The sequence below is a fragment of the Ruegeria arenilitoris genome (assembly GCF_013035425.1).
GTDB classification, from domain to species: Bacteria; Pseudomonadota; Alphaproteobacteria; order Rhodobacterales; family Rhodobacteraceae; genus Ruegeria; species Ruegeria arenilitoris_A.
The window spans coordinates 15,923-35,504 of sequence record NZ_WQHX01000016.1; the positions used below are offsets into that span (position 1 = coordinate 15,923).

Genomic DNA, 19,582 nt, shown 5'->3' on the forward strand with positions numbered 1-19,582 from the left:
CTTCGCTCCTACTGACGGATTTGCAACGTGTTGAAGCTCATCAAGAATGCGCGCCTCTATTCACCTGAACCTGTTGGTTTGGGCCATATTCTCACTGCGGGTGAACGCATCATTTACCTCGGCAGCAATAAACCCGATTTGCCTGACCAGCTTCAGGCAGAGATCATTGACGTCGAAGGCGCAGCGGTTGTTCCGGGTTTTATTGATGGGCATGCGCATATAACTGGCGGTGGCGGTGAAACCGGACCAGCCAGTCGGGTGCCGCCGCTTGTCCTGTCCTCTTTCACGCGTGCCGGTGTCACTTCAGTCGTTGGAGTATTGGGCACGGACGATCTGACCCGCAACACGCAGACGCTGGTGCAACAGGCCTATGGGTTGCGCGAAGAAGGACTTTCAGCCTGGTGTCACACCGGTGGCTATCACGTCCCACTGACCACCCTCACCGGTTCAGCCCGTGGAGACATTGTGTTCCTTGATCCGGTCATCGGTGTTGGGGAACTGGCGATCAGTGATCACCGGTCGAGCCAACCGACATTGGACGAGTTTCTGCGGATCGCAAGCGAAGCGCATGTCGCAGGCCTGATGACTGGCAAGGCGGGGATTGTGCATTGCCATATGGGAGATGGCGAGCGAGGGCTGTCAATGTTGGAACAAGCTATCGCGACCTGCGAAATCCCCGCACGCGTCTTCAATCCAACCCATGTCAATCGCAACAAACCACTCTTCGAACAGGCCGTGGCGCTAGCACGGCACGGATGTTACATCGACGCTACCGCATTCCCCTGCGGACATGTCGAGCCGGGCATCTCTGCTACTGAGGCCTACATTCAGTTTCGCGATTTGGGCGGTCACGCCGACCGGTTCACCATCAGCTCTGACGGTGGTGGCTGCCTGCCCGCCTTTGACCATGAAGGCAATCTGACACGGTTTGGTGTGGGTTTGTCGGACACTTTGCCGGACACGCTGCGCGAACTCACCAACAGAGGAGTACCAATGCCCGAAGCGCTGGCTCCGCTGACCTCAAATGTCGCCGACCTGCTGAAGCTGCACCAAAAAGGTCGTCTGAACGTGGGTATGGACGCTGATTTGGTCGTTCTTGACGAAAACACTGCCGTGCGGCATGTGATGGCCCGGGGGGAATGGCATGTACGCGACGGCCAGATAGCCCGACGCGGCATGTATGAACAGGTTTGAGCGTCCGCGCGGTCCCCGGTGGCTGCCCGCTATAGCACCGGAAGGTAGTTAAGATATGTGCCCTGCACCCGTTGATGCAGAAACCCCGCGCGGGTTCATCATTCCGATCGGCGGCGGTGAAGACCGCGTCAAGGAAATGCAGATTCACCGAAAGTTCGTAGAACTGTCCGGCGGTGCCGACGCTGATATCGTCGTAATCCCAACAGCCTCGATGCTGGAAGAAACCGGACCGGACTATAACCGCATCTTTTCCGAGCTTGGTGCAGGCAAGGTTGAATTCCTGCCTATCTCGCGCCGCGCCGATTGCGACAACCCGGATTACGCGGGGATGCTGGATCGTGCTACGGGAATTTTTATGACCGGTGGGAACCAGTTGCGCCTGTCAGCGATTCTTGGAGGCACGCTGGTCGCCCAGAAAATCCGGCGCCGAAACGCGGCAGGGGTGCCGGTTGCAGGAACATCGGCCGGTGCTTCGATCATGTCCGAGCATATGGTAGCAGGTGGCAGCAGCAACTCTGGTCCAGCCGAAGGTAACATCACGCTGGCTCCCGGTATGGGTCTGACCAACGCCGTCATCATTGATCAGCACTTCACCCAACGCAACCGCCTGGGTCGATTGCTAACCGCTTCATCTTTTAACCCTTTTCTAATCGGATTGGGCGTTGACGAAGACACGGCGGCCTTCATTGGGCCCGATAACGTCTTTGAAGTAATCGGCAGCGGAACGGTTACCGTGGTGGATGCCAGCCATTTGACCCATTCTTCGATGTGGGATGCCCGTCGCGGCGAAGCACTCAGCCTTCTTGGACTTCGGCTTGACGTTCTGGGTGAAGGGTGCCGTTATGATCTGACGGCTCGCCAGGCTTTTCCGCCGGATGAGCATATGGCGTTCTGCACATTGCCGGATCTGTCCGAGGATGAGGCCGCCAACGGGGGGAAACAATAAGCTAACCAACGGGGAGCCTCATGAAAACAATCTCGACCAATGTCTTTGTCGGCCCGAATGTCTGGGCAAGTTTTCCGGTCATTCGCCACGTCATTGATCTGGGCGTTCTGGAAGATTGGCCTTCGGCCAAAATTGGTTCCGAGTTTATTGATGCATTGACCCAGGCCCTTCCCGGTCTGGCGGAACATGGCTGTTCCTACCGCGAACCCGGTGGTTTCATCCGCCGATTGCGCGAAGATGAAGGCACTTGGCTTGGTCATGTTTTGGAACATTGTGCCATCGAAGTGCAGAACGTGGCCGGTTCGGATGTAACCTTTGGCCGCACGCGCGGCACAGGCGAACCCGGCCAATACAACATGGTTTACGAATACCGCCAGCGCGATGTTGGTCTGGACGCAGGCAAGCTTGCAATGCGGCTGCTGATGCATCTATTGCCGCAATCCCTCAAGGAACAGGTGGACTACGACTTCGACCCGGAATTCAACTGGGATGACGAGTTGCGTAGCTTTGTGCTGCGGGCGCAGCGCAAGGAGTTTGGTCCCTCAACCGGCTCATTGGTTAAGGCCGCGCAAGAGCGTGACATCCCTTGGATCAGGCTGAATTCTGGGTCACTGGTTCAGTTCGGGCACGGTAAATACCAGAAACGCATTCAGGCAACCATAACCTCTGAGACCAAGCATATCTCGGTCGAGATTTCCTGCGACAAGGAAGACACCCACAATCTGCTGAACGATCTGGGCCTGCCTGTGCCGCAGCAACGCATGGTTTATTCCGCGCGTGAAGCCGTGCGCGCCGCCGCACGGATCGGGCACCCGGTGGTGGTCAAACCGCTCGATGCCAATCATGGGCGTGGTGTTTCGATCAACCTGAACTCGGATGAAGAGGTCGAGGCAGGCTTTGCCGAAGCCAAGGAACATTCCCGCAGCCGCGCCATTCTGGTGGAAAGCTTCATCACCGGGTTCGATCACCGGATGCTGGTGGTGAACAACAAGCTGGTCGCTGTAGCCAAGCGCGTGCCGGGCCATGTGGTAGGCGATGGCACGCACACGATTTCCGAACTGGTTGACATCGTGAACCAGGACCCGCGCCGTGGCATCGGGCACGAAAAAGTGTTGACCATGCTTGAGATTGACAATCAAGCCAACCGCCTGATGGAGAATGCGGGCGTTAACGAAGAGACCGTTTTGCCGGATGGCGAAGTTTTCTATCTCCGTTCGACGGCGAACCTGTCGACTGGCGGCACGGCCATTGATCTGACGGATGTGGTGCACCCTGACAACCGTGACATGGCCGAGCGTGCCATCATGGCCGTCGGGCTGGATGTGGGCGGCGTCGATTTCCTGATCGACGACATCACCAAATCCTACAAGGATATCGGCGGCGCGATTGTCGAGGTGAACGCCGCCCCTGGTTTCCGGATGCACGTGGCACCGTCCGAAGGTCAGCCGCGCGACGTGGCGGGCAAAGTGATCGACATGCTGTTTCCGGCCACCGAGGAAACCCGCATTCCCATCGCGGCAATCACCGGAACCAACGGCAAGACGACCACTTCAAGGATGTTGGGGCACATCATGAAAACCAGCGGCAAGACCGTTGGCATGACCTCGACCGATGGCGTTTATGTTGACGGCAAGCTGAGCGTGAAGGGCGACATGACGGGACCTAAGTCGGCACAGATCGTTCTGCGCGACCCGGCTGTCGATTTTGCGGTGATGGAAACCGCACGCGGCGGACTTGTGCGCTCGGGTCTGGGCTATCAGCGCTCGAACGTAGCGGCCTGCCTGAACGTCTCGGCAGATCATCTGGGTCTTGGCGGCATCAACACGGTTGAGGAACTGGCCGTTGTCAAACGCGTGGTGGTGGAAAGCGCCACCGACACGGCAGTTCTGAATGCCGATGACATCAACTGTTTGAAAATGGCCGACTATGCCGGTGCGGATCAGATCTTTTATGTCACCACCAATCCGGGGCACAGCCTGGTCAAGGAACATATCAAGGCAGGCGGCAAGGCAATTGTGCTTGAAAAGGGCATGAATGGTGACATGCTGACCATTTATGACAACGGTCTTCATATCCCGGTGCTGTGGTCGCATCTGATCCCGGCGGCATTGGAAGGCAAGGCCATTTTCAACGTCCAGAACGCGATGTTCGCCGCCGCGATGGCCTATAGTTTCGGAGTGGATCTGGACAATATCCGCCATGGGCTGCGCACCTTCGACACCAGCTATTTCCAGGCACCCGGGCGGATGAATGTCTATGACGAGCATCCCTTCAAGGTGATCCTCGACTATGGCCACAACCCTGCCGCGCTCAAGGCGATGGCGGCTCTGGCCGATCAGTTGGAGGTCAAGGGCCGAAGGCTGTGCGTTGTTGCGATGCCCGGCGACCGGCGCGATGAGGATATCATCGACGGGGCCGCCGCATTGGCCGGGCATTTTGATCATTTCATCTGCAAGGCAGATGACCGCCGCCGGGGCCGTGGACACGACGAAGTACCGCAAATGATGCGGCAGGCCCTGATCGACAACGGCGTCGATGATGCCGCGATCACGATCATCCCGGATGAGGTCGAAGCGGTGACTGCAGCGTTGGAACAGGCCGCACCGGGCGATCTGCTGGTGATTTTCGGTGATGACACAACGCGCTGCTGGAAGCAGATCATCTATTTCAACTCCGATAGCGAAGCGCCGGTCACAGAGGCTGCGCCGGTGGCAAGCCCCATCGACACCTCGTTCGAGGACATGTTCGAAAGCGACCAGAACCTGATCCGGGATGCGCGCGGCGTGCGCCTGGCCCGCGACATCAGCGAAGACGCGGATTAAGCGGGGGTACCGGAATGGACCGGATCGAAGAGCTTGAAAACGCGCTGACAATTGAAAGCGCGTACGCCGATCATATCCGGGTAGACGATGCCCGACGCTTGACCGGGCCGGGACTGTTGTGGAACCGCCCCGGCGCGGTGATGGATGTGTTTTTCACCGATACCGGCACCGCGCAGGTCACTGCTTTGTGGGAAAAACACGCGCGCCGCGTGCTGGACGCACTTGGCTGGCAGGATCAGGACGTAACCCACCGCAGTTTCACCGGTGGCGTCAATCTGGCGATTTCAGCACCGATGGATCAGCTCTATTCCGCTATCTTCGCGGTGCAAACCGTCTGGCATTTCTGTGCTGCCGAACTGTTGGCATCCGAGCCCGGCGATTTCGATCAGATGGTTGCGGATGTCAAAAGCGTTATGGAGAAGGAAGCCAATCCCGCGCTGATCGCCCTGATTGCGGCAGCAGAAGCGCATGGTGTGGATATCCTGTGCGATGATGACGAAGTGTCGATCGGGCACGGTACTGGCAGTCAGACCTGGCCGGTCGATGCGCTGCCTACCCCCGATGACTTGGACTGGTCGGCTCTGCACAATATCCCGGTGGCCTTCATAACCGGAACCAACGGCAAAACAACCACAACCCGTTTACTTGAGGCGATCGCGCGCGCTTCGGGCAAGGTTGCCGGGCTGACCTCGACCGAATTTGTGCGGGTGGGAGACGACATTCTCGACCGTGGCGATTATTCCGGCCCTGGCGGCGGGCGAATGCTGTTGCGTGACAAAAGGCTGGAGGTCGCCTGTCTGGAAGTCGCGCGCGGAGGTATCCTGCGCCGGGGTCTGCCGACCCGCGCGGCAACGGCAGCGGCGGTCACCAATGTGGCAAACGACCATCTGGGGCAATACGGGGTCAACACGGTGCCGGAACTGGCTCAGGCCAAATTCGCCGTGCATCGCACGCTGGCCGAGGGTGGCGTGCTGGCACTGAATGCCGATGACTTGTATGTCCGCGCAGAAGCGGAAAATACATCCGCAAATATCTGGTGGTTCTCGCTGGATGCGCAGAACAACCTTGTCCGTCAGGCGCGTGATGCGGGCAAGTGCTGCGCCTATGTGCAGGAGGGAGATATCGTCTTTTTCGACGGTGCGGTCGAACAGGTAGTCATTGCAGTTTCCGATGTTCCCCTGACCATGGGCGGCGCTGCGAAATACAATATCCTGAACGCGCTGGCGGCCCTGTGCCTTGCCTTGGCACTGGACTTGCCCGTTCAGGGGGCTCGGGATGGGTTGGCCGGGTTCAAACCCGACGCCAAGGACAACCCCGGACGCTGCAACGAGTTTAGTTACAATAATGCGCGTGTTTTTTTGGATTTTGCGCATAACCCGCACTCGATTTCGGCCGTTTGCGATGCGCTGTCAAGCCTACCGGCGAAACGGCGTTACATTATGCTCAGCCATGCTGGCGATCGGTCGGATCAGGATATTCGGGACGTTACCGCGACAGCGTTAAATTTCCAGCCCGACGTGGTCGTCGCAGCCGAACTGGAAGGGTATTTAAGAGGTCGCGAATTGGGAGAAATCCCGGACCTGATCAAAAAATCCGCCTTAGAACAGGGATATGACGCGCAACAAGTCCTGAGAGCATCTTCGCCCTCTCTAGCTGCCTCGATGATATTGGAAAAGCTGGAACCGGGTGATCTTGCCTTGCTGTTGGTCCTGTCCGAACGCGACGCCGTGCTCGCGATGCTCGACGGATAAACAGAGCCGGGTGCCGGTGTCACGCAGTTGTAGCTAGCACACGGCGATGTAAGCGCGCGCAAATGCAAACAGGCAGGGAAGTATGCACCAAAAATGTTGCACCTTCGACCTGAGACCGATCGGAGGCGGACTACGGTGCAGAACCCGCCAAGTGATCGTTGCGCAGTATCCGGTACTTTGGGCTCAGTGGAGACTTTGAGTGAATTCCACTCAACGACCGCAGTGCGGACGAAGCCGACATTCTTTTCAGATCGAACTACGGAACTCTCTCGGTGTCATTCCTGTGTGATCGCGGAAAGCTTTGGCGAAGCCAGACGCGGTTTCAAATCCCGCTCGCTTTCCGATGTTGGCGATCGTCAGATCGCCTTTTTTCATCATTTCTTTCGCCGCCTCAACGCGGGCTTCCTTGACCAATCTGGAGAATGAAGTCCCATGTACGCCGAGCCGTCTTTGCAAAGTCGATGCCGAAATAGACATACTCGCGGCGACACCGGATACGGTGAGATTTGGATTGTCCAACTGGGTGGAGATGAGCGTTTGGAAATCAACTATGAACCTTTTATTTCTTTGGTTTTCCGCCCACCGCGCTCGCGCAACTATCTCTTCCGCTGATTGCAACATCCAGCTTGACGGAAAGCGAAAATCTGCTCCGGTATCGTCACCGGGAAGGATGTTGACGCCATCGAGATCAGACACAGGAACTGCGGATACATCGCAAACCCAAACAGTCAGTTGTTTCGGGTCCCAGCGTTTGCCGGAATAAATTCTGAAGGCATTCATCATGTAGGCGGCATAGAAAGCGTCAATTTGCGCCGGGTCTTTGGCGGGCTTGAAAACCCTCTCAGCCACCACTTTTACCCACTGACCATCGTTTATGATCGTGTAGTTGGCAGCGGAGATGACCCGCCGTGCGTCCAAGATCAGAGCAGACAGCAAATCTCCCAATGATCCGCGGGAAAGGTCCACCAATTCGAAATTGGCTAGTGTCGGCAGAGCCGCGTCGAAACCAACTTTGAAACCGAAAAACGGGTCGTTGGTCGCTTCTGCGCATTTTTCCGCAAAGTCGTACCATGCGACGACTGGTAGGTGGAACTCGCCTTCCAGTAAACCATCTGCGTCTATGCCACTGGCGCGCATAATCGCTTTGTGCGCGACACCTCTGCGCTGCAGCTCAACAACAAATGGTCGAAACATTGTGTTCAGGACCAATGGAATAGACTTCGACACTGCCTGCCTCGAGAAGTGTTTCAATCACGTCAAGATTTCATCAAAGCGACCCGACTGCAACACACTGGCTCGAGACGTTCTGCTATTCTGACGCAAGATTGACGAATGTATCAAACTAAGGAGTTTCGACGTGCCGCAAAAACCGCTAGTCGCCATCTGCTTCACCTGTTTCGCAGTAGCGGCCACGGCCCAAGAAGAACCGATGCCGATCCTGTTCACCAATGTGAACGTGTTCGACGGAGTATCGGAAACGCTTATTGAAGATGCCAATGTGCTCGTCACCGGTAATCTGATCTCCGAGGTGTCATCAGAACCATTGGCAGTTGCCAACGGTCGCATAATCGACGGTGGTGGTCGTACGTTGATGCCGGGCATCATCGAAGCCCACGGGCACTTGGGGCAAGCCGTGCTGCCAACGCAGGTAACCGGATCAGAAGACTGGCAATACATGGCGTCGCTGTCGACCTTTGCGGCAAAGTACTATCTGGATCGTGGCTGGACCACTGTGCGGGATGCAGGCGGCCCGACATTCGGCCTTAAGAAGGCCATCGACGAAGGGCACATACCAGGCCCACGTATCTACCCATCGGGACGCTTCATCTCACAGACAAGCGGCCATGCGGATTTCCGCTATGGCTATGCGGCCCCTCATCCAAACGAGGCCGAAACTGAACCCTTCTACAATCAGTTCATCGGCGCAATTGCCGACGGAGTGCCAGAGGTTCTGAGGGCCACACGCGAGGAACTGCGGAAAGGCTCGGTCCATATCAAGGTCATGGCAGGCGGCGGGATCTCATCGCAATATGATCCACTCCATACGTTGCAGTACTCAGCGGAAGAAATGCAAGCCATTGTAGGTGCTGCTGCAGATTGGGGTACCTATGTGATGGTGCATGCCTACACGGACGCTACTGTCCGCCGTGCAATTGAAGCCGGTGTTAAGGTCATCGAACACGGTCAACTCATGACAGATGAAACCGCCAAACTCGCTGCGGACAATGGCGTTTGGCTGTCTACGCAGATCGCGTTTCTCGGTGAGCCGCCAACACCGGAACAAATCGAAGCGTTTGGAGAAGTAACCGCAGCCAAGTTCAACAGTGTGCGCGAAGGTGTGGAAACATCCATTAACTTTGCGCGTGAGTATGGCATTAACATCGCTTTCGGAACTGATCTATGGGGTCCACGCCTACCGGAAATCGGAAACGAGTTCGAATACCGCACCCGTTACTTCTCCGACTTAGAAACGCTGCAACAGGCAACTTCCGTCAATGGCGAATTGCTACAACTGACAGGACCGCTAAATCCTTACCCAGAGGGACCAATCGGCGTTATTCAATCTGGGGCTTACGCGGACATCATACTGGTCGATGGAAACCCACTCGATGACGTGACCATTTTAGGCGATATGGAGAACATCCATTTCGTAATGAAGGATGGACGTGTACACCGCAACGACCTCTAAATCACTGATCCAACAGTGACTGTTTTGGGCTCAACGCGGTCAACTGACCGTTTTTCTCAGATGACTGAAAGGATGCGCTAAGCCGACGTTTACAGTGAAATATTCGAAACTCCGACCATGAATGGCTGCTTCGCGCAGGAGCGGACGGTGGCGAAAAACTAGGCTACGACCGAGTCGCGGACAAAGCCGTCGGTGGTGCTAAAGCATTTTCAGACGGTTTAGAACCTATCGCGCCCAAGTATTCGGTGCTCAGATGGCGAGACGCCAGTGGCGGTCTTAAATGCACGACTGAAGTTGTTGGCGGTCTCGTATCCCAGCGCAGTAGCAATATCGGCGATGGTGCCAGACTGCGATGAAAGTAACTCTTTCGCCCGGCTTACGCGAACATCGGTCACTATGCGACGGAATTGCGCGCCTTCTTCCTCTAGCTTCCTTTGAAGAGTGCGAACACCAAGCCCGAGTGCGCGAGCTGTTGCGTCAACCGAGATTTCTTTGTGGTGGAGTTGCTGTCGGGCTATTGCGGCAACCTGACCAGCTATTGTTTCAGGTGGTCCACCGAGGCGTTCCCTCGCAACATCGTCAACCGTCACAAAACCGCGAACACGATTTTGCCTTTTGTTCTCGGCCAAAAGCAATGAGCTTTCGAATTCCACACCTAACCTTGGTGCGTTCCAAACTATGGGACAACCATATGTGTCCTCGACTTCGACCGAGTTCGGTACTTTTGCAAAATCCAAGAGAACTGCCGTAGGCGTCCATCCGCTCCCTAGGTACTCGTGAAAAATACTTAGGAATACGCCAATCGCGGAAAAAGCTATATCGGCGTAAGCGGGGTGGTCTGGCATGCCGAATTTGTAGCAGTAGCGCGAGCGTCGACCGGAGGCTTCCAGCCATGCGCGATCAACTGATGAGTGGAAAGGCATAACCGATGTTGCGCGACGTAGTGCGTTTCCCAACGTAGGCGCGGACAGGACATACTCTCCCCAAAGCCCATAGTCTGCGACTGTCAGGTAAGGAGACCAAAGCAAGCCAATGTTTTGATGGCCCGCCGATCGAGCCGCCTGCTCGACGAATGTCGCCAATGAATGCTCAGAAATATACCCCGACCGTTCTTCGATAAAGTGGTGCGGAAGGTCGGCGGCCTCCATGGCCTTCTCTAATCGTTTTTCACCAGCGGACTCGTAGACAAACTGCGGCATCGCGCCGAGTGCTTTCGCTGAAATCATCGGAGGTAGTGCCATTAAGGTCCTCAAATAAACAACTGTCGTGAAATGATACGCATTTGTTTCTGGTTTGTGCAATCAAGCAAAAAACAACTCCGGGAAGATACACAATGCCTAAAGGCAAAACCTTTTTGCGCGCATGCGCCGCTTCTCTGTTCGCGACTTTCACAATCGTTCCATTCCAAGCGGTTGCTGAACTTTCAGAAGTTCAACGTAACCTCATCGAACGGCGCGCTTGCGAAGCTGCGATCTGGGGCATGCCGGCCGTCGGTGTTTACGACATAGAGCTCGCAATCCAGCGCGACGCGGGCGCGGAGCGCGGCGTTATCGCTTACATGAGCGAACCAATGGACAGCCGTCACGGCTTTCTGACTGCAAATGACGTTACACCTTATGTTTTCGGCGGCGGAATTACAGTCGACGAGCCGGTTGTAATTGACGTACCACCTGCTGGCGAAAAGGCAGCTTTCTTTGGAACAATAGTTAACGCTTGGCAAGTGCCGCTGGCAGATGTCGGGACCACGGGAGATGATGCAGGCGAAGGCGGAAAGTACCTGATTTTACCCCCCGGCTACGATGGTGACGTGCCTGAGGAAGGATATTTCGTCTACCGGTCGAATACTTATGGCGTGCACTTTGCGTTTAGACCCGTCGCAAAGGACGGGGGCACTAGCGAAGATCAGGCAACTTATGCTCAGACGCTGCAAATCTATGCTCTGAGTGATGCGGACAACCCTCCCGCGACCCGGTTTGTCGACGTAAAGGAAAATCCAATCAACACCTTGCCTGTCTACGATATGACCTTCTTTACAGACTTGAATACGGTCATTCAGCGAGAACCGGTACTGGAGCAGGACAAGGTAATGATGGCGATGCTGGCTTCGCTCGGCATGGTGCGCGGCGAACCTTTTGAGCCCGATGAAGAGACACAAACCGCGATGTTGAATGGGCTGCAATGCGCGTATGATACCATGCAGGAACATTTCGTAACGCGCTCGGTTGTGCCACTTTGGGAAGACCGGAAATGGGGTGTCTGGGCATTTGCCGAAGGTCAACCACAAGCAGGTTTTCCTTATGTGACTGAAGATATGGTGCTTATCGATGATCGCGCTGGCGGCTCCTATTCATGGATCACATACCTACCAAAGAAGCTTGGTGGTGGCACATTCTATCTGACTGGGCTGACGGACAGCGAAGGCGAAATGCTCAACGGCGAAGACACCTACAAGCTAACCGTGCCCGCAGACACGCCGGCAGAGGACTTCTGGTCGGTCATCGTCTACAGCATGCAGACCAAAGGCTTTGTCGAAGGCAATGAACGCGTCGGGCTGGCAACACCGAACCTGCCGGACATGCAGGTTAATGATGACGGGTCTGCCGATGTATACTTTGCGCCGACAGCACCGGAAGGGCTGGAAAGCAACTGGATACCGACCGGTGAAGACTTCTTTCTGCTGTTCCGGCTCTACGGCCCTGCCGATGGATGGATCGAAAGCGGCTGGCAACTGTATGACTTGGAAAAAGTGAACTAGCTAAACATTTTCACAATCCAATTCGGAAACTGACCGGTATTGGCACCAACCAATCGGTCAGCAATTGGAGAGGCGGTGCACGCCTCGGGACGCCGTCTCTCCAAAACAAACACCAAAATGCCAAATCGCGAAAAGCGCATTAAGGCAATGAAAAATGGGAGTTTCAAAATGAGAAGCATAAGAAACTGTATGACAGCGATTGCGATTGCACTCGCAGTCACTACGGGACCGGTTCATGCGCAACAATTTGGCCAAGAAAGAGCACGAGCGGTCGGTGAACTGACAGATGAAGCGGTTGTGTCCGCTCTGCGCGAAGATGGTCGCGTCTCAATGAGCGGCGGTTTTTTTGAGACCGACAGTGACGCGCTGACCGGCACGTCCCCAGAGGTGTTGTTCAAAGTTGCCAGCGCGATGGCGACGCTGCCAGAAATGCGACTGGCGATCGTGGGCCATACGGACTCGGTGGGTGACTTTGCTTACAACATTGACCTCGCTGAGCGCCGTGCTGCGGCCGTACGCAATGCACTGATGGGCGAACCCTACAACGTCGCAGCGGAACGTCTGGTCGCCATGGGAGCAGGTCCAATCGCGCCTGTCGCCTCGAACTTGTCCGAGGAAGGACGCGCGCTGAACCGGCGCGTGGAGTTCGTTTTGTTGAACGAAGACATGATACAACAGAATGAGGGTACAAATGAACAAGTCGCATTGCCTCCCCAATCCGACAGAGAGTTTGCTGCAATAGTACCTGAAAACGTTTTGACACCGGATAGAGTGGAAACAGAGACACTTGGCACACTTGAGTTTTTCGATGGCATGCCTTCACCAGATACGGTTGAGAAAGTCTTTGACAATCTGGACTTGATGCGAGCAACGACTGCTTTTCTTGATGGCATGAAAATCGCGTCTCTGCGTGGAATGTTCCAAGGCTATGAAGATGTTGGCGCACAACCCAACGATGTCGTCATTGCAGAAAATCTGCTGGATGCCAGATCAATCTGGCTGACGCCCAACACAACGACTATTTACGTTGGTTCCAACGTTGATATCTCCGAAGGCCCTATGGTCATAGAGGTGCCCGCTGGCATGTTGGGCCTGTTGGACGACGCAGGGTTCGACTACGTCGCAGACATAGGCGCGCTTGGTGCAGACAAAGGCGAAGGCGGGAAATACTTGTTGATGCATCACGACGATGAAACTGCAGTGCCAGAAGGATATTTTGAACTTCGTACAAGAACAAATGAACACTGGTTGCTACTGCGTCGCTCGCCCGGAGCAGATGGTGACACAACAGGACCAGTTGCAGAGATCAAGGCAGGATTGAATATCTATCCGCTGAGCGCAGCCGACAATCCGCCAACAGAGAACTTCATCAATATCTCCGGCGTTCAGCACAACACAGTCCATGCCAACAACGAAGATTTCTTCGAGGAAATTCATGTGGCGCTGGACAACAACCCTGTTGGCGCTTTCGACCCAGAGATCGTTGGGACGTTTGCGTCCATTGGCATCAAGAAAGGCGAACCGTTCGAACCGGATGCCAGAATGAAGGGCATCTTCAAAGAAGCAGCCGCCATCGCAAACGCAACTGCGCGTGCCATCACTTACGCCTCACGCGATCCGGGCGTGTATTTCTATGAAAATCGTCAATGGAATTCGCCGTTCCAGCGTCAAAGCTATTTGTTCCTAGAGGATGGCGCGCGTATTCTCGATGACCGGACGTACTTCTTCTACATGGCTACCGGTATCACACCTGCCATGACCGCCCCGCCAGTCGGCACTGGTTCAGTGTACGCGATGACGGCCCGCGACAAAGATGGGGAGTACCTCGATGGTTCAAAGACCTACAAGGTAACGCTTCCCGCACCGGTTCCTGCCAAAAACTTTGCGTCGTTTATGCTCTATAGTGGGCAGACTCGTTCGATCTTGGAAACGGACCAACAAGCCGGAGGGATCGACTCCAACAGGCCCGGAATCAAGCCGAACGACGATGGTAGCTTCAGCATCTATTTTGGACCGGAAGCGCCGGAAGGTTGGGAAAACAACTGGGCGCAAACCGTCCCCGGACGAAGCTTCAATGTCATGATGCGTCTGTACGGGCCGCTTGAACCGTGGTTCGACAAAAGCTGGCGGCCCGGTGACTTGGAACTCGTGGAGTAGTCTTGGAAGTTTAGACCAGACGAGCAAAAGTCTTATGGCGCATATGGACGCTCCAAGAAATTGGGGCGTCTCGAAAACTGGCAGCTTTGGGCTCGAAGCGGTCTTTCGCAGCACTCTGCACGACCGTCTGCTCCGCGGACATAGCCCTCAGGTGCAGTTGTATCGAAAATGATCTTTGCGTGAAGTCTTGTAATCCGAGTGGGTCAATGCTGCGAGTATTCGCCTCCGAGACCCAAGGCTTTCAGCGCCGCAGCCGCATTTAGTCTTCATCATTGCTCTATTTTAGCGGTGCTATGCGTAAGACGCGGTAGTTGCTATCATTCACTTGATGACAGACACGATACGCCCTTCGCCAGAACTTGCAGCCATAGTGGAACGTTGGATCAAGGCGTACGGGCGCGGCGACGGCGAAACAGTCGCGAATCTTTTCTCTGACGATCCCGTTTTGTCTTATTTTGGCTCTGACGAGGATGAGGCATGGCGGGATGACGCGCTGCGTCGTGGCATGGCGCAGTATATTCAGGAGGTTCCACGGTTTCAGTGGCACCCGGAAGAACTGCGTGGATTTGAATGCGGGTTCCTTGGCTGGGTGGAATGGAAAGCAACCATCGACGCGATTGAAACGGGACAATCCGCACAACTGCGATCCACCGTCATTCTGAAACTCGATAAGGGTTCGTGGAAGATCGTGCACGTTCACAACTCCATTCCGGTCAATAACGTTGAAGGCTTTGGGTACGAAGCAAAAGGTTTTGAAGAACTTCTAGATGCTGCTTTGTCTACTCCGTACGAGCTCGGGCAAAGCGGTATAGCGACTGTGATGTTCACTGATATAGCCGACAGTACGACGATTGCTGAAACGATAGGGGATACACTCTGGACCGACGCTGTACGCAGACACCTCAAGCTGGTCGAGACTCATATCGTCGATGGCGGTGGGCAATTGGTGAAATCGCTTGGTGATGGTGTCATGTCTACCTTCGCCTCCGCAAGGGCCGCCCTGCTAGCGGCGCAGAATATTCAGCAGGCCAATGCAGCTGAAACCGCCGAACCAAAATTGCAAGTACGCATTGGATTGCATACCGGCGAAGTGATTACTACTGACGCCGATCACTTTGGAACAGTGGTAAACAAAGCTGCCCGCATCGCGTCACTCGCTGCCCCAAGTGATATCTGTGTATCAGACGCCACACGGATCATGGTCGGTGGGTCGAATGAGTTCCTTTTCCGCGAACCGATGACAATTCCGCTAAAGGGTCTGGATGGGGAGCACTCAATACTTAAGCTCGATTGGCAAAAAACCACAAAAAAACTGGACAGCCAGCCAAAATGACAATCCGGCCATCCTTGCCCAGGCCAATCCGGCAACAGATGCGCACATAAAAGAGATTTTGACATGAACATTCTTCCCACCATTGCGGATAGTGTCGAAGATTTAACTGCGATTTTCGAAGACCTGCATGCTCATCCGGAAATCGGCTTTACCGAAACGCGTACGGCACAGATCGTCGCGCGCAAGTTGCGTGATTACGGTGTGGATGAAGTCCACACTGGAATCGCTCAAACAGGTGTTGTCGGACTGATCAAGGGAAGAGGAGACAGCAAACGCCGGGTCGGTCTGCGCGCCGACATGGATGCACTGCCCATCCACGAGCAAACCAATTTGCGCTATGCTTCCAAATCACCTGGAGTCATGCATGCATGTGGGCATGACGGGCATACAACAATGTTGCTTGGGGCCGCCAAACACTTGGCGACGACCCGAGATTTCGACGGCACCGCCGTGCTCATATTCCAGCCCGCAGAGGAGGGACTTGGGGGTGCCCGGAGTATGCTGGCCGAAGGTTTATTCGAGCGCTTTCCCTGCGACGAGATCTACGGGATGCATAACTGGCCCAGCGGCGTGCCCAACAAAGTGACAATCTGTAAAGGTACGGCGATGGCGGGCGCGTCCTTTTTCGACATTCGCGTTCAGGGCAAGGGCAGTCACGCGGCCATGCCGCACCAGTCACGCGACCCTCTGGTAATCGCTTCAGCTCTGGTTGGGCAGATACAGACGATTCTGTCGCGTAATGTTCCGCCGATCGAATCTTGCGTCGTTTCCGTGACTAAATTCCAATCCGGGTCGGCATACAATGTCGTGCCCGATACCGCGACTCTGGCCGGGACAATTCGTTATTTCAACGAGCACATATGTACGCTCGCCGAGACCCGGCTGCGCGAAATCTGCGATGGCTTCGCCCTCGCGCATCGCGTCGAGGTGGAAGTTGATCTGCGCAACGTTTTCAACCCGCTTGTAAACGATGCTGTATTGTCGGACGCATATCTGGAAGCTGCTGCTGACATCGTGGGCAGCGATAACGTGACGGATCAGGCCCCACCCGGCACAGGCTCTGAAGATTTCGCGGATATGCTGCGTGCCGTTCCCGGCGCCTATTGTCGGCTTGGCCATTCTGGAGATATCGCTTTACACAACCCAGGCTTCGTGCTCGACCCCCATATGCTTCCTGTCGGCGCTTCCATCATGGCGCGCGTCGTTGAGCAGAGACTCTCGTTTTAGGCGGTAGGGTCTAACCAGCAAATCTTGGGTGAATGCTGTTTGGCGATTGGGTTCGCCATTGATCGGCAACCTGCGCGCATTTGTTTGGCAAGCGAAGTCCGACATGGTTAAATTCGACGAGCGTAGTAAGGTTGTTTCTATGGATACGCGGGGCTCGCAAGAAGGATTGGATCCAGAAACTCTGCTGGATGACCTCGCTCGCGGACAACAGCGAGAGGCGGCCACACGCAGTATTCTTGAAGTCATCAGCCAGAGCCGTGAAGACGAGAAACCTGTTTTTGATGCGATCCTCGATCACGCTTGCAAGCTCTGCAACGCGCCGTTTGCAGGGCTGGTTTTGGGTACTGCAAATGACAACGCGCAGACGCTGGCCGCGCACAATGGCATGTTCCAAGCAGCGGTCGATTTGTTTGAGAGTGGGCAGATGCGTATGGACAGAGACTTGTCTTACGCGGCGCGATCCATCATTGACGGTTGCCTTGTTGCATTCGACGATATGGGTACGAGCGAGCTTTACAAAAATGGCAGCCCTATTGTCCGCTCCATGGTCGATACTTCAAACATCCGAAGTGTGCTTTTCGCTCCATTGCTCAAGGACGGCGTCGGAATAGGAAGTTTAACTCTGTTCCGGCGAGAGATCAGTCCTTTCGATCCGTCAGAAGTTTCGCTCGCTCAGACGTTTGCTGAACAAGCCGTGATCGCAATTGAGAACGTACGTCAATTCCGCGAAATTCAGACCCGGCTTGAACGTGAGTCTGCTACACGAGAAGTTCTCGAAGTGATTAGCCGTTCCCGCGACGATGAAAAACCTGTGTTCGATACAATCCTCAACAGCGTATTGCGTTTGTGCGATGTGGATATGTCGGCTTTGGCGATGCTCAATAAAGAGGGAACACATCTTGAACTCATAGCAAATGCTGGTGCCCGGTTTCTGAAATTGAAACCGGGCGAAGAAAAATGGCCGATTGACAGCGATTTGACGGTGTCCCGAGCAGTTCGTGAGCGTCGCAACATCGTTACTGAAGACTTGCGCGATGACGTATACCACAGGGGAGAACCAACGCGAGTGGCGCTCGTAGAGAAAGAGGGCATGCGCTCCCAATTGGTGATCCCCCTGATGGCCGACCAACGGGCAATAGGTTCGTTCGTTCTGCAGCAAAGAACAAAGCGATTGTTTTCACAGGACGAAATCTCGCAGCTCCAATCCTTCGCCGCGCAAGCGGTGATTGCTATTGAGAACGTGCGCCAATTCCGCGAAGTGCAAGAGCGACTTGCTCATTCGAAGGCTTCGGCTGAAGTACTGGACATCATCAGCCGGTCACGAGCGGACGAACAGCCCGTTTTTGACGTTATTTTAGAAAGCGTATCCCAGCTCTGTCACGCTCCACTTGCCCTTCTGCATATCACAGATAATCGGCGCAAGCGCGTTAGATGCCCGGCCTACCGAGGAACCGGAGACGAGTTTGCTTCTCGGTTGTCTGAATTTGATGAAGACCTCGACACCTCCAAGCTGGTTGTTGTGGAAGCAATCCGCTCCGGGAAGATTATACAGGTCGACGACCTCGCCGATGACGCGCTTTATCATGCAGGCAATGAATGGCGCCGCAGAATTGTAGATGAGGAAGGTGCGCGATCCTTTTTGTCAGTGCCACTACTTTCCGGGGTGCAAGCGCTGGGAACACTCACGCTCTACAGGCGGGAAGTTCTGCCCTTCACTGAGGACGACATAAGTCTTGTCAAAGGCTTCGCGGCGCAGGCGGTCATAGCCATCGAAAACGTACGCCAATTTAAGGAGTTGCAAGCGCTGAACGCCGAACTGGGTGAAAGAGTTGACGCGCAAGTTGGAGAGATAGAGCGCATGGGTAAGCTTAAGCGCTTCCTTCCGGCCGCCGTAGCGGACACGGTTATCTCCTCCGGTTCGGACAAGATGCTATCGAGCCACCGGGCCTTATTGGGGGTTCTCTTCTGTGACATCCGCGGCTTCACCGCCTTCTGCGAAACCGCCGAACCCGAAGAGACAATTGAGGTTCTGCAAACCTATCACCAAGAGATGGGCAAGCTCATCAACGCACATGGCGCGGGCGTAGATCATCGCATGGGTGATGGAATAATGGTACTTTTTAATGACCCTATCCCATGCGACGATCCTGCTGGCGACGCCGTGCGCCTTGCCGTCGCTATGCGCTCACGCATGACTGAACTCAGTCAAGAATGGAAGCGTATGGGTTTCCGTTTGGGCTTCGGAGTGGGCGTTTCGCTGGGCTATGCAACCGTTGGAATGGTGGGTTACGAAGGGCGGTCCGACTACACCGCTTCCGGTACCGCCATCAACGTCGCTTCCCGCTTGTGCGAAATGGCGGAAGACGGAGAAATCCTTCTCAGCACCCGTGCGTCCATAGCGGTGGAGGACGACTTCTCGTCAGTCTCGGCAGGAGATTTTGTGCTGAAGGGTATCCGCGAACCGGTCGAGGTATTCAAGTTAGCGGCAGACTTTGACGGATAGCAAACGGATAAAATCGGCTGCGGCTACATTGGGCTCGAAGCAGTCGGTCAGTCCAGATTGAACAGACGACAGCTTTCGAATGCCGAATGGCCGCGCATCGGGCCAAACCCTTGAAAACACAAGATAATCTTTATCGGCGGATCCGCTCCTCAACTGCTCCGAATACCTCATTTCGGTTTACTTGTACCGCGACAAACCCCTTATC

12 protein-coding genes are annotated in these 19,582 nt (G+C 55.1%); 10 read left to right on the forward strand and 2 right to left on the reverse strand.

Annotated features, from left to right (window positions below; all coding sequences use genetic code 11):
• Positions 1-27 precede the first annotated feature (27 nt).
• The 4 genes from iadA to GOV45_RS22695 are packed head-to-tail and all read left to right on the forward strand — an operon-like array spanning position 28 to position 6,713.
• The gene (gene iadA, locus GOV45_RS22680; RefSeq protein ID WP_170482646.1) at positions 28-1,194 is read left to right on the forward strand and encodes a beta-aspartyl-peptidase; all 1,167 of its coding nucleotides are present in this window, start codon (positions 28-30) and stop codon (positions 1,192-1,194) included.
• 55 nt (positions 1,195-1,249) lie between these two features.
• Complete coding sequence (locus GOV45_RS22685; RefSeq protein ID WP_170387166.1) at positions 1,250-2,140, forward strand: cyanophycinase; 891 nt, start codon at positions 1,250-1,252, stop codon at positions 2,138-2,140.
• A 20-nt stretch (positions 2,141-2,160) separates the two neighbouring features.
• The gene (gene cphA, locus GOV45_RS22690; protein WP_170482649.1) at positions 2,161-4,962 is read left to right on the forward strand and encodes a cyanophycin synthetase; all 2,802 of its coding nucleotides are present in this window, start codon (positions 2,161-2,163) and stop codon (positions 4,960-4,962) included.
• A gap of 14 nt (positions 4,963-4,976) precedes the next feature.
• Positions 4,977-6,713, forward strand: a complete 1,737-nt coding sequence (locus GOV45_RS22695; RefSeq protein WP_170482652.1) for a Mur ligase family protein — start codon at positions 4,977-4,979, stop codon at positions 6,711-6,713.
• Between the two features lie 246 nt (positions 6,714-6,959).
• Here the strand turns inward: GOV45_RS22695 and GOV45_RS22700 are convergent, their stop codons facing one another.
• Positions 6,960-7,940 carry a helix-turn-helix domain-containing protein gene (locus tag GOV45_RS22700; protein ID WP_170482655.1) on the reverse strand — a complete coding sequence of 327 codons (981 nt, stop codon included), beginning with the start codon at positions 7,938-7,940 and terminating at the stop codon, positions 6,960-6,962.
• Between the two features lie 130 nt (positions 7,941-8,070).
• On the opposite strand from GOV45_RS22700, the gene GOV45_RS22705 reads away from it, so the two are divergent.
• Entirely contained in the window at positions 8,071-9,402 is a 1,332-nt protein-coding gene (locus GOV45_RS22705) for a metal-dependent hydrolase family protein (protein ID WP_170482659.1), read from the forward strand.
• A gap of 218 nt (positions 9,403-9,620) precedes the next feature.
• Here GOV45_RS22705 and GOV45_RS22710 read toward each other — a convergent pair whose 3' ends face one another.
• Positions 9,621-10,643, reverse strand: a complete 1,023-nt coding sequence (locus GOV45_RS22710) for an AraC family transcriptional regulator (protein WP_170482661.1) — start codon at positions 10,641-10,643, stop codon at positions 9,621-9,623.
• A 92-nt stretch (positions 10,644-10,735) separates the two neighbouring features.
• Between GOV45_RS22710 and GOV45_RS22715 the strand changes: the two genes are divergently transcribed.
• The 5 genes from GOV45_RS22715 to GOV45_RS22735 all read left to right on the forward strand — a co-directional run bounded on the left by GOV45_RS22715 (position 10,736) and on the right by GOV45_RS22735 (position 19,377).
• Positions 10,736-12,157, forward strand: a complete 1,422-nt coding sequence (locus tag GOV45_RS22715; RefSeq protein WP_170482665.1) for a DUF1254 domain-containing protein — start codon at positions 10,736-10,738, stop codon at positions 12,155-12,157.
• Positions 12,158-12,325: 168 nt separating this feature from the next.
• Positions 12,326-14,314 (forward strand): DUF1214 domain-containing protein, encoded by a 1,989-nt coding sequence (locus GOV45_RS22720; protein WP_170482667.1) that lies wholly within the window; start codon positions 12,326-12,328, stop codon positions 14,312-14,314.
• A gap of 328 nt (positions 14,315-14,642) precedes the next feature.
• Positions 14,643-15,647: a nuclear transport factor 2 family protein gene (locus tag GOV45_RS22725; RefSeq protein WP_170482669.1), complete on the forward strand. Its 1,005-nt coding sequence runs from the start codon at positions 14,643-14,645 to the stop codon at positions 15,645-15,647.
• Between the two features lie 63 nt (positions 15,648-15,710).
• Positions 15,711-16,874, forward strand: coding sequence for a M20 aminoacylase family protein (locus GOV45_RS22730; RefSeq protein ID WP_170482672.1), 1,164 nt, complete (start codon positions 15,711-15,713; stop codon positions 16,872-16,874).
• 103 nt (positions 16,875-16,977) lie between these two features.
• Positions 16,978-19,377 (forward strand): GAF domain-containing protein, encoded by a 2,400-nt coding sequence (locus tag GOV45_RS22735; protein ID WP_170482676.1) that lies wholly within the window; start codon positions 16,978-16,980, stop codon positions 19,375-19,377.
• Positions 19,378-19,582: the final 205 nt, after the last annotated feature.

What these genes read in the sequence shown, in the direction of transcription:
- GOV45_RS22685 (WP_170387166.1), top strand. Translation starts at nt 1,250, where the DNA reads ATGTGCCCTGCACCCGTTGATGCAGAAACCCCGCGCGGGTTCATCATT.
- cphA (WP_170482649.1), top strand. Translation starts at nt 2,161, where the DNA reads ATGAAAACAATCTCGACCAATGTCTTTGTCGGCCCGAATGTCTGGGCA.
- GOV45_RS22695 (WP_170482652.1), top strand. Translation starts at nt 4,977, where the DNA reads ATGGACCGGATCGAAGAGCTTGAAAACGCGCTGACAATTGAAAGCGCG.
- GOV45_RS22710 (WP_170482661.1), bottom strand. Translation starts at nt 10,643, where the DNA reads ATGGCACTACCTCCGATGATTTCAGCGAAAGCACTCGGCGCGATGCCG.
- GOV45_RS22715 (WP_170482665.1), top strand. Translation starts at nt 10,736, where the DNA reads ATGCCTAAAGGCAAAACCTTTTTGCGCGCATGCGCCGCTTCTCTGTTC.
- GOV45_RS22720 (WP_170482667.1), top strand. Translation starts at nt 12,326, where the DNA reads ATGAGAAGCATAAGAAACTGTATGACAGCGATTGCGATTGCACTCGCA.
- GOV45_RS22725 (WP_170482669.1), top strand. Translation starts at nt 14,643, where the DNA reads ATGACAGACACGATACGCCCTTCGCCAGAACTTGCAGCCATAGTGGAA.
- GOV45_RS22730 (WP_170482672.1), top strand. Translation starts at nt 15,711, where the DNA reads ATGAACATTCTTCCCACCATTGCGGATAGTGTCGAAGATTTAACTGCG.
- GOV45_RS22735 (WP_170482676.1), top strand. Translation starts at nt 16,978, where the DNA reads ATGGTTAAATTCGACGAGCGTAGTAAGGTTGTTTCTATGGATACGCGG.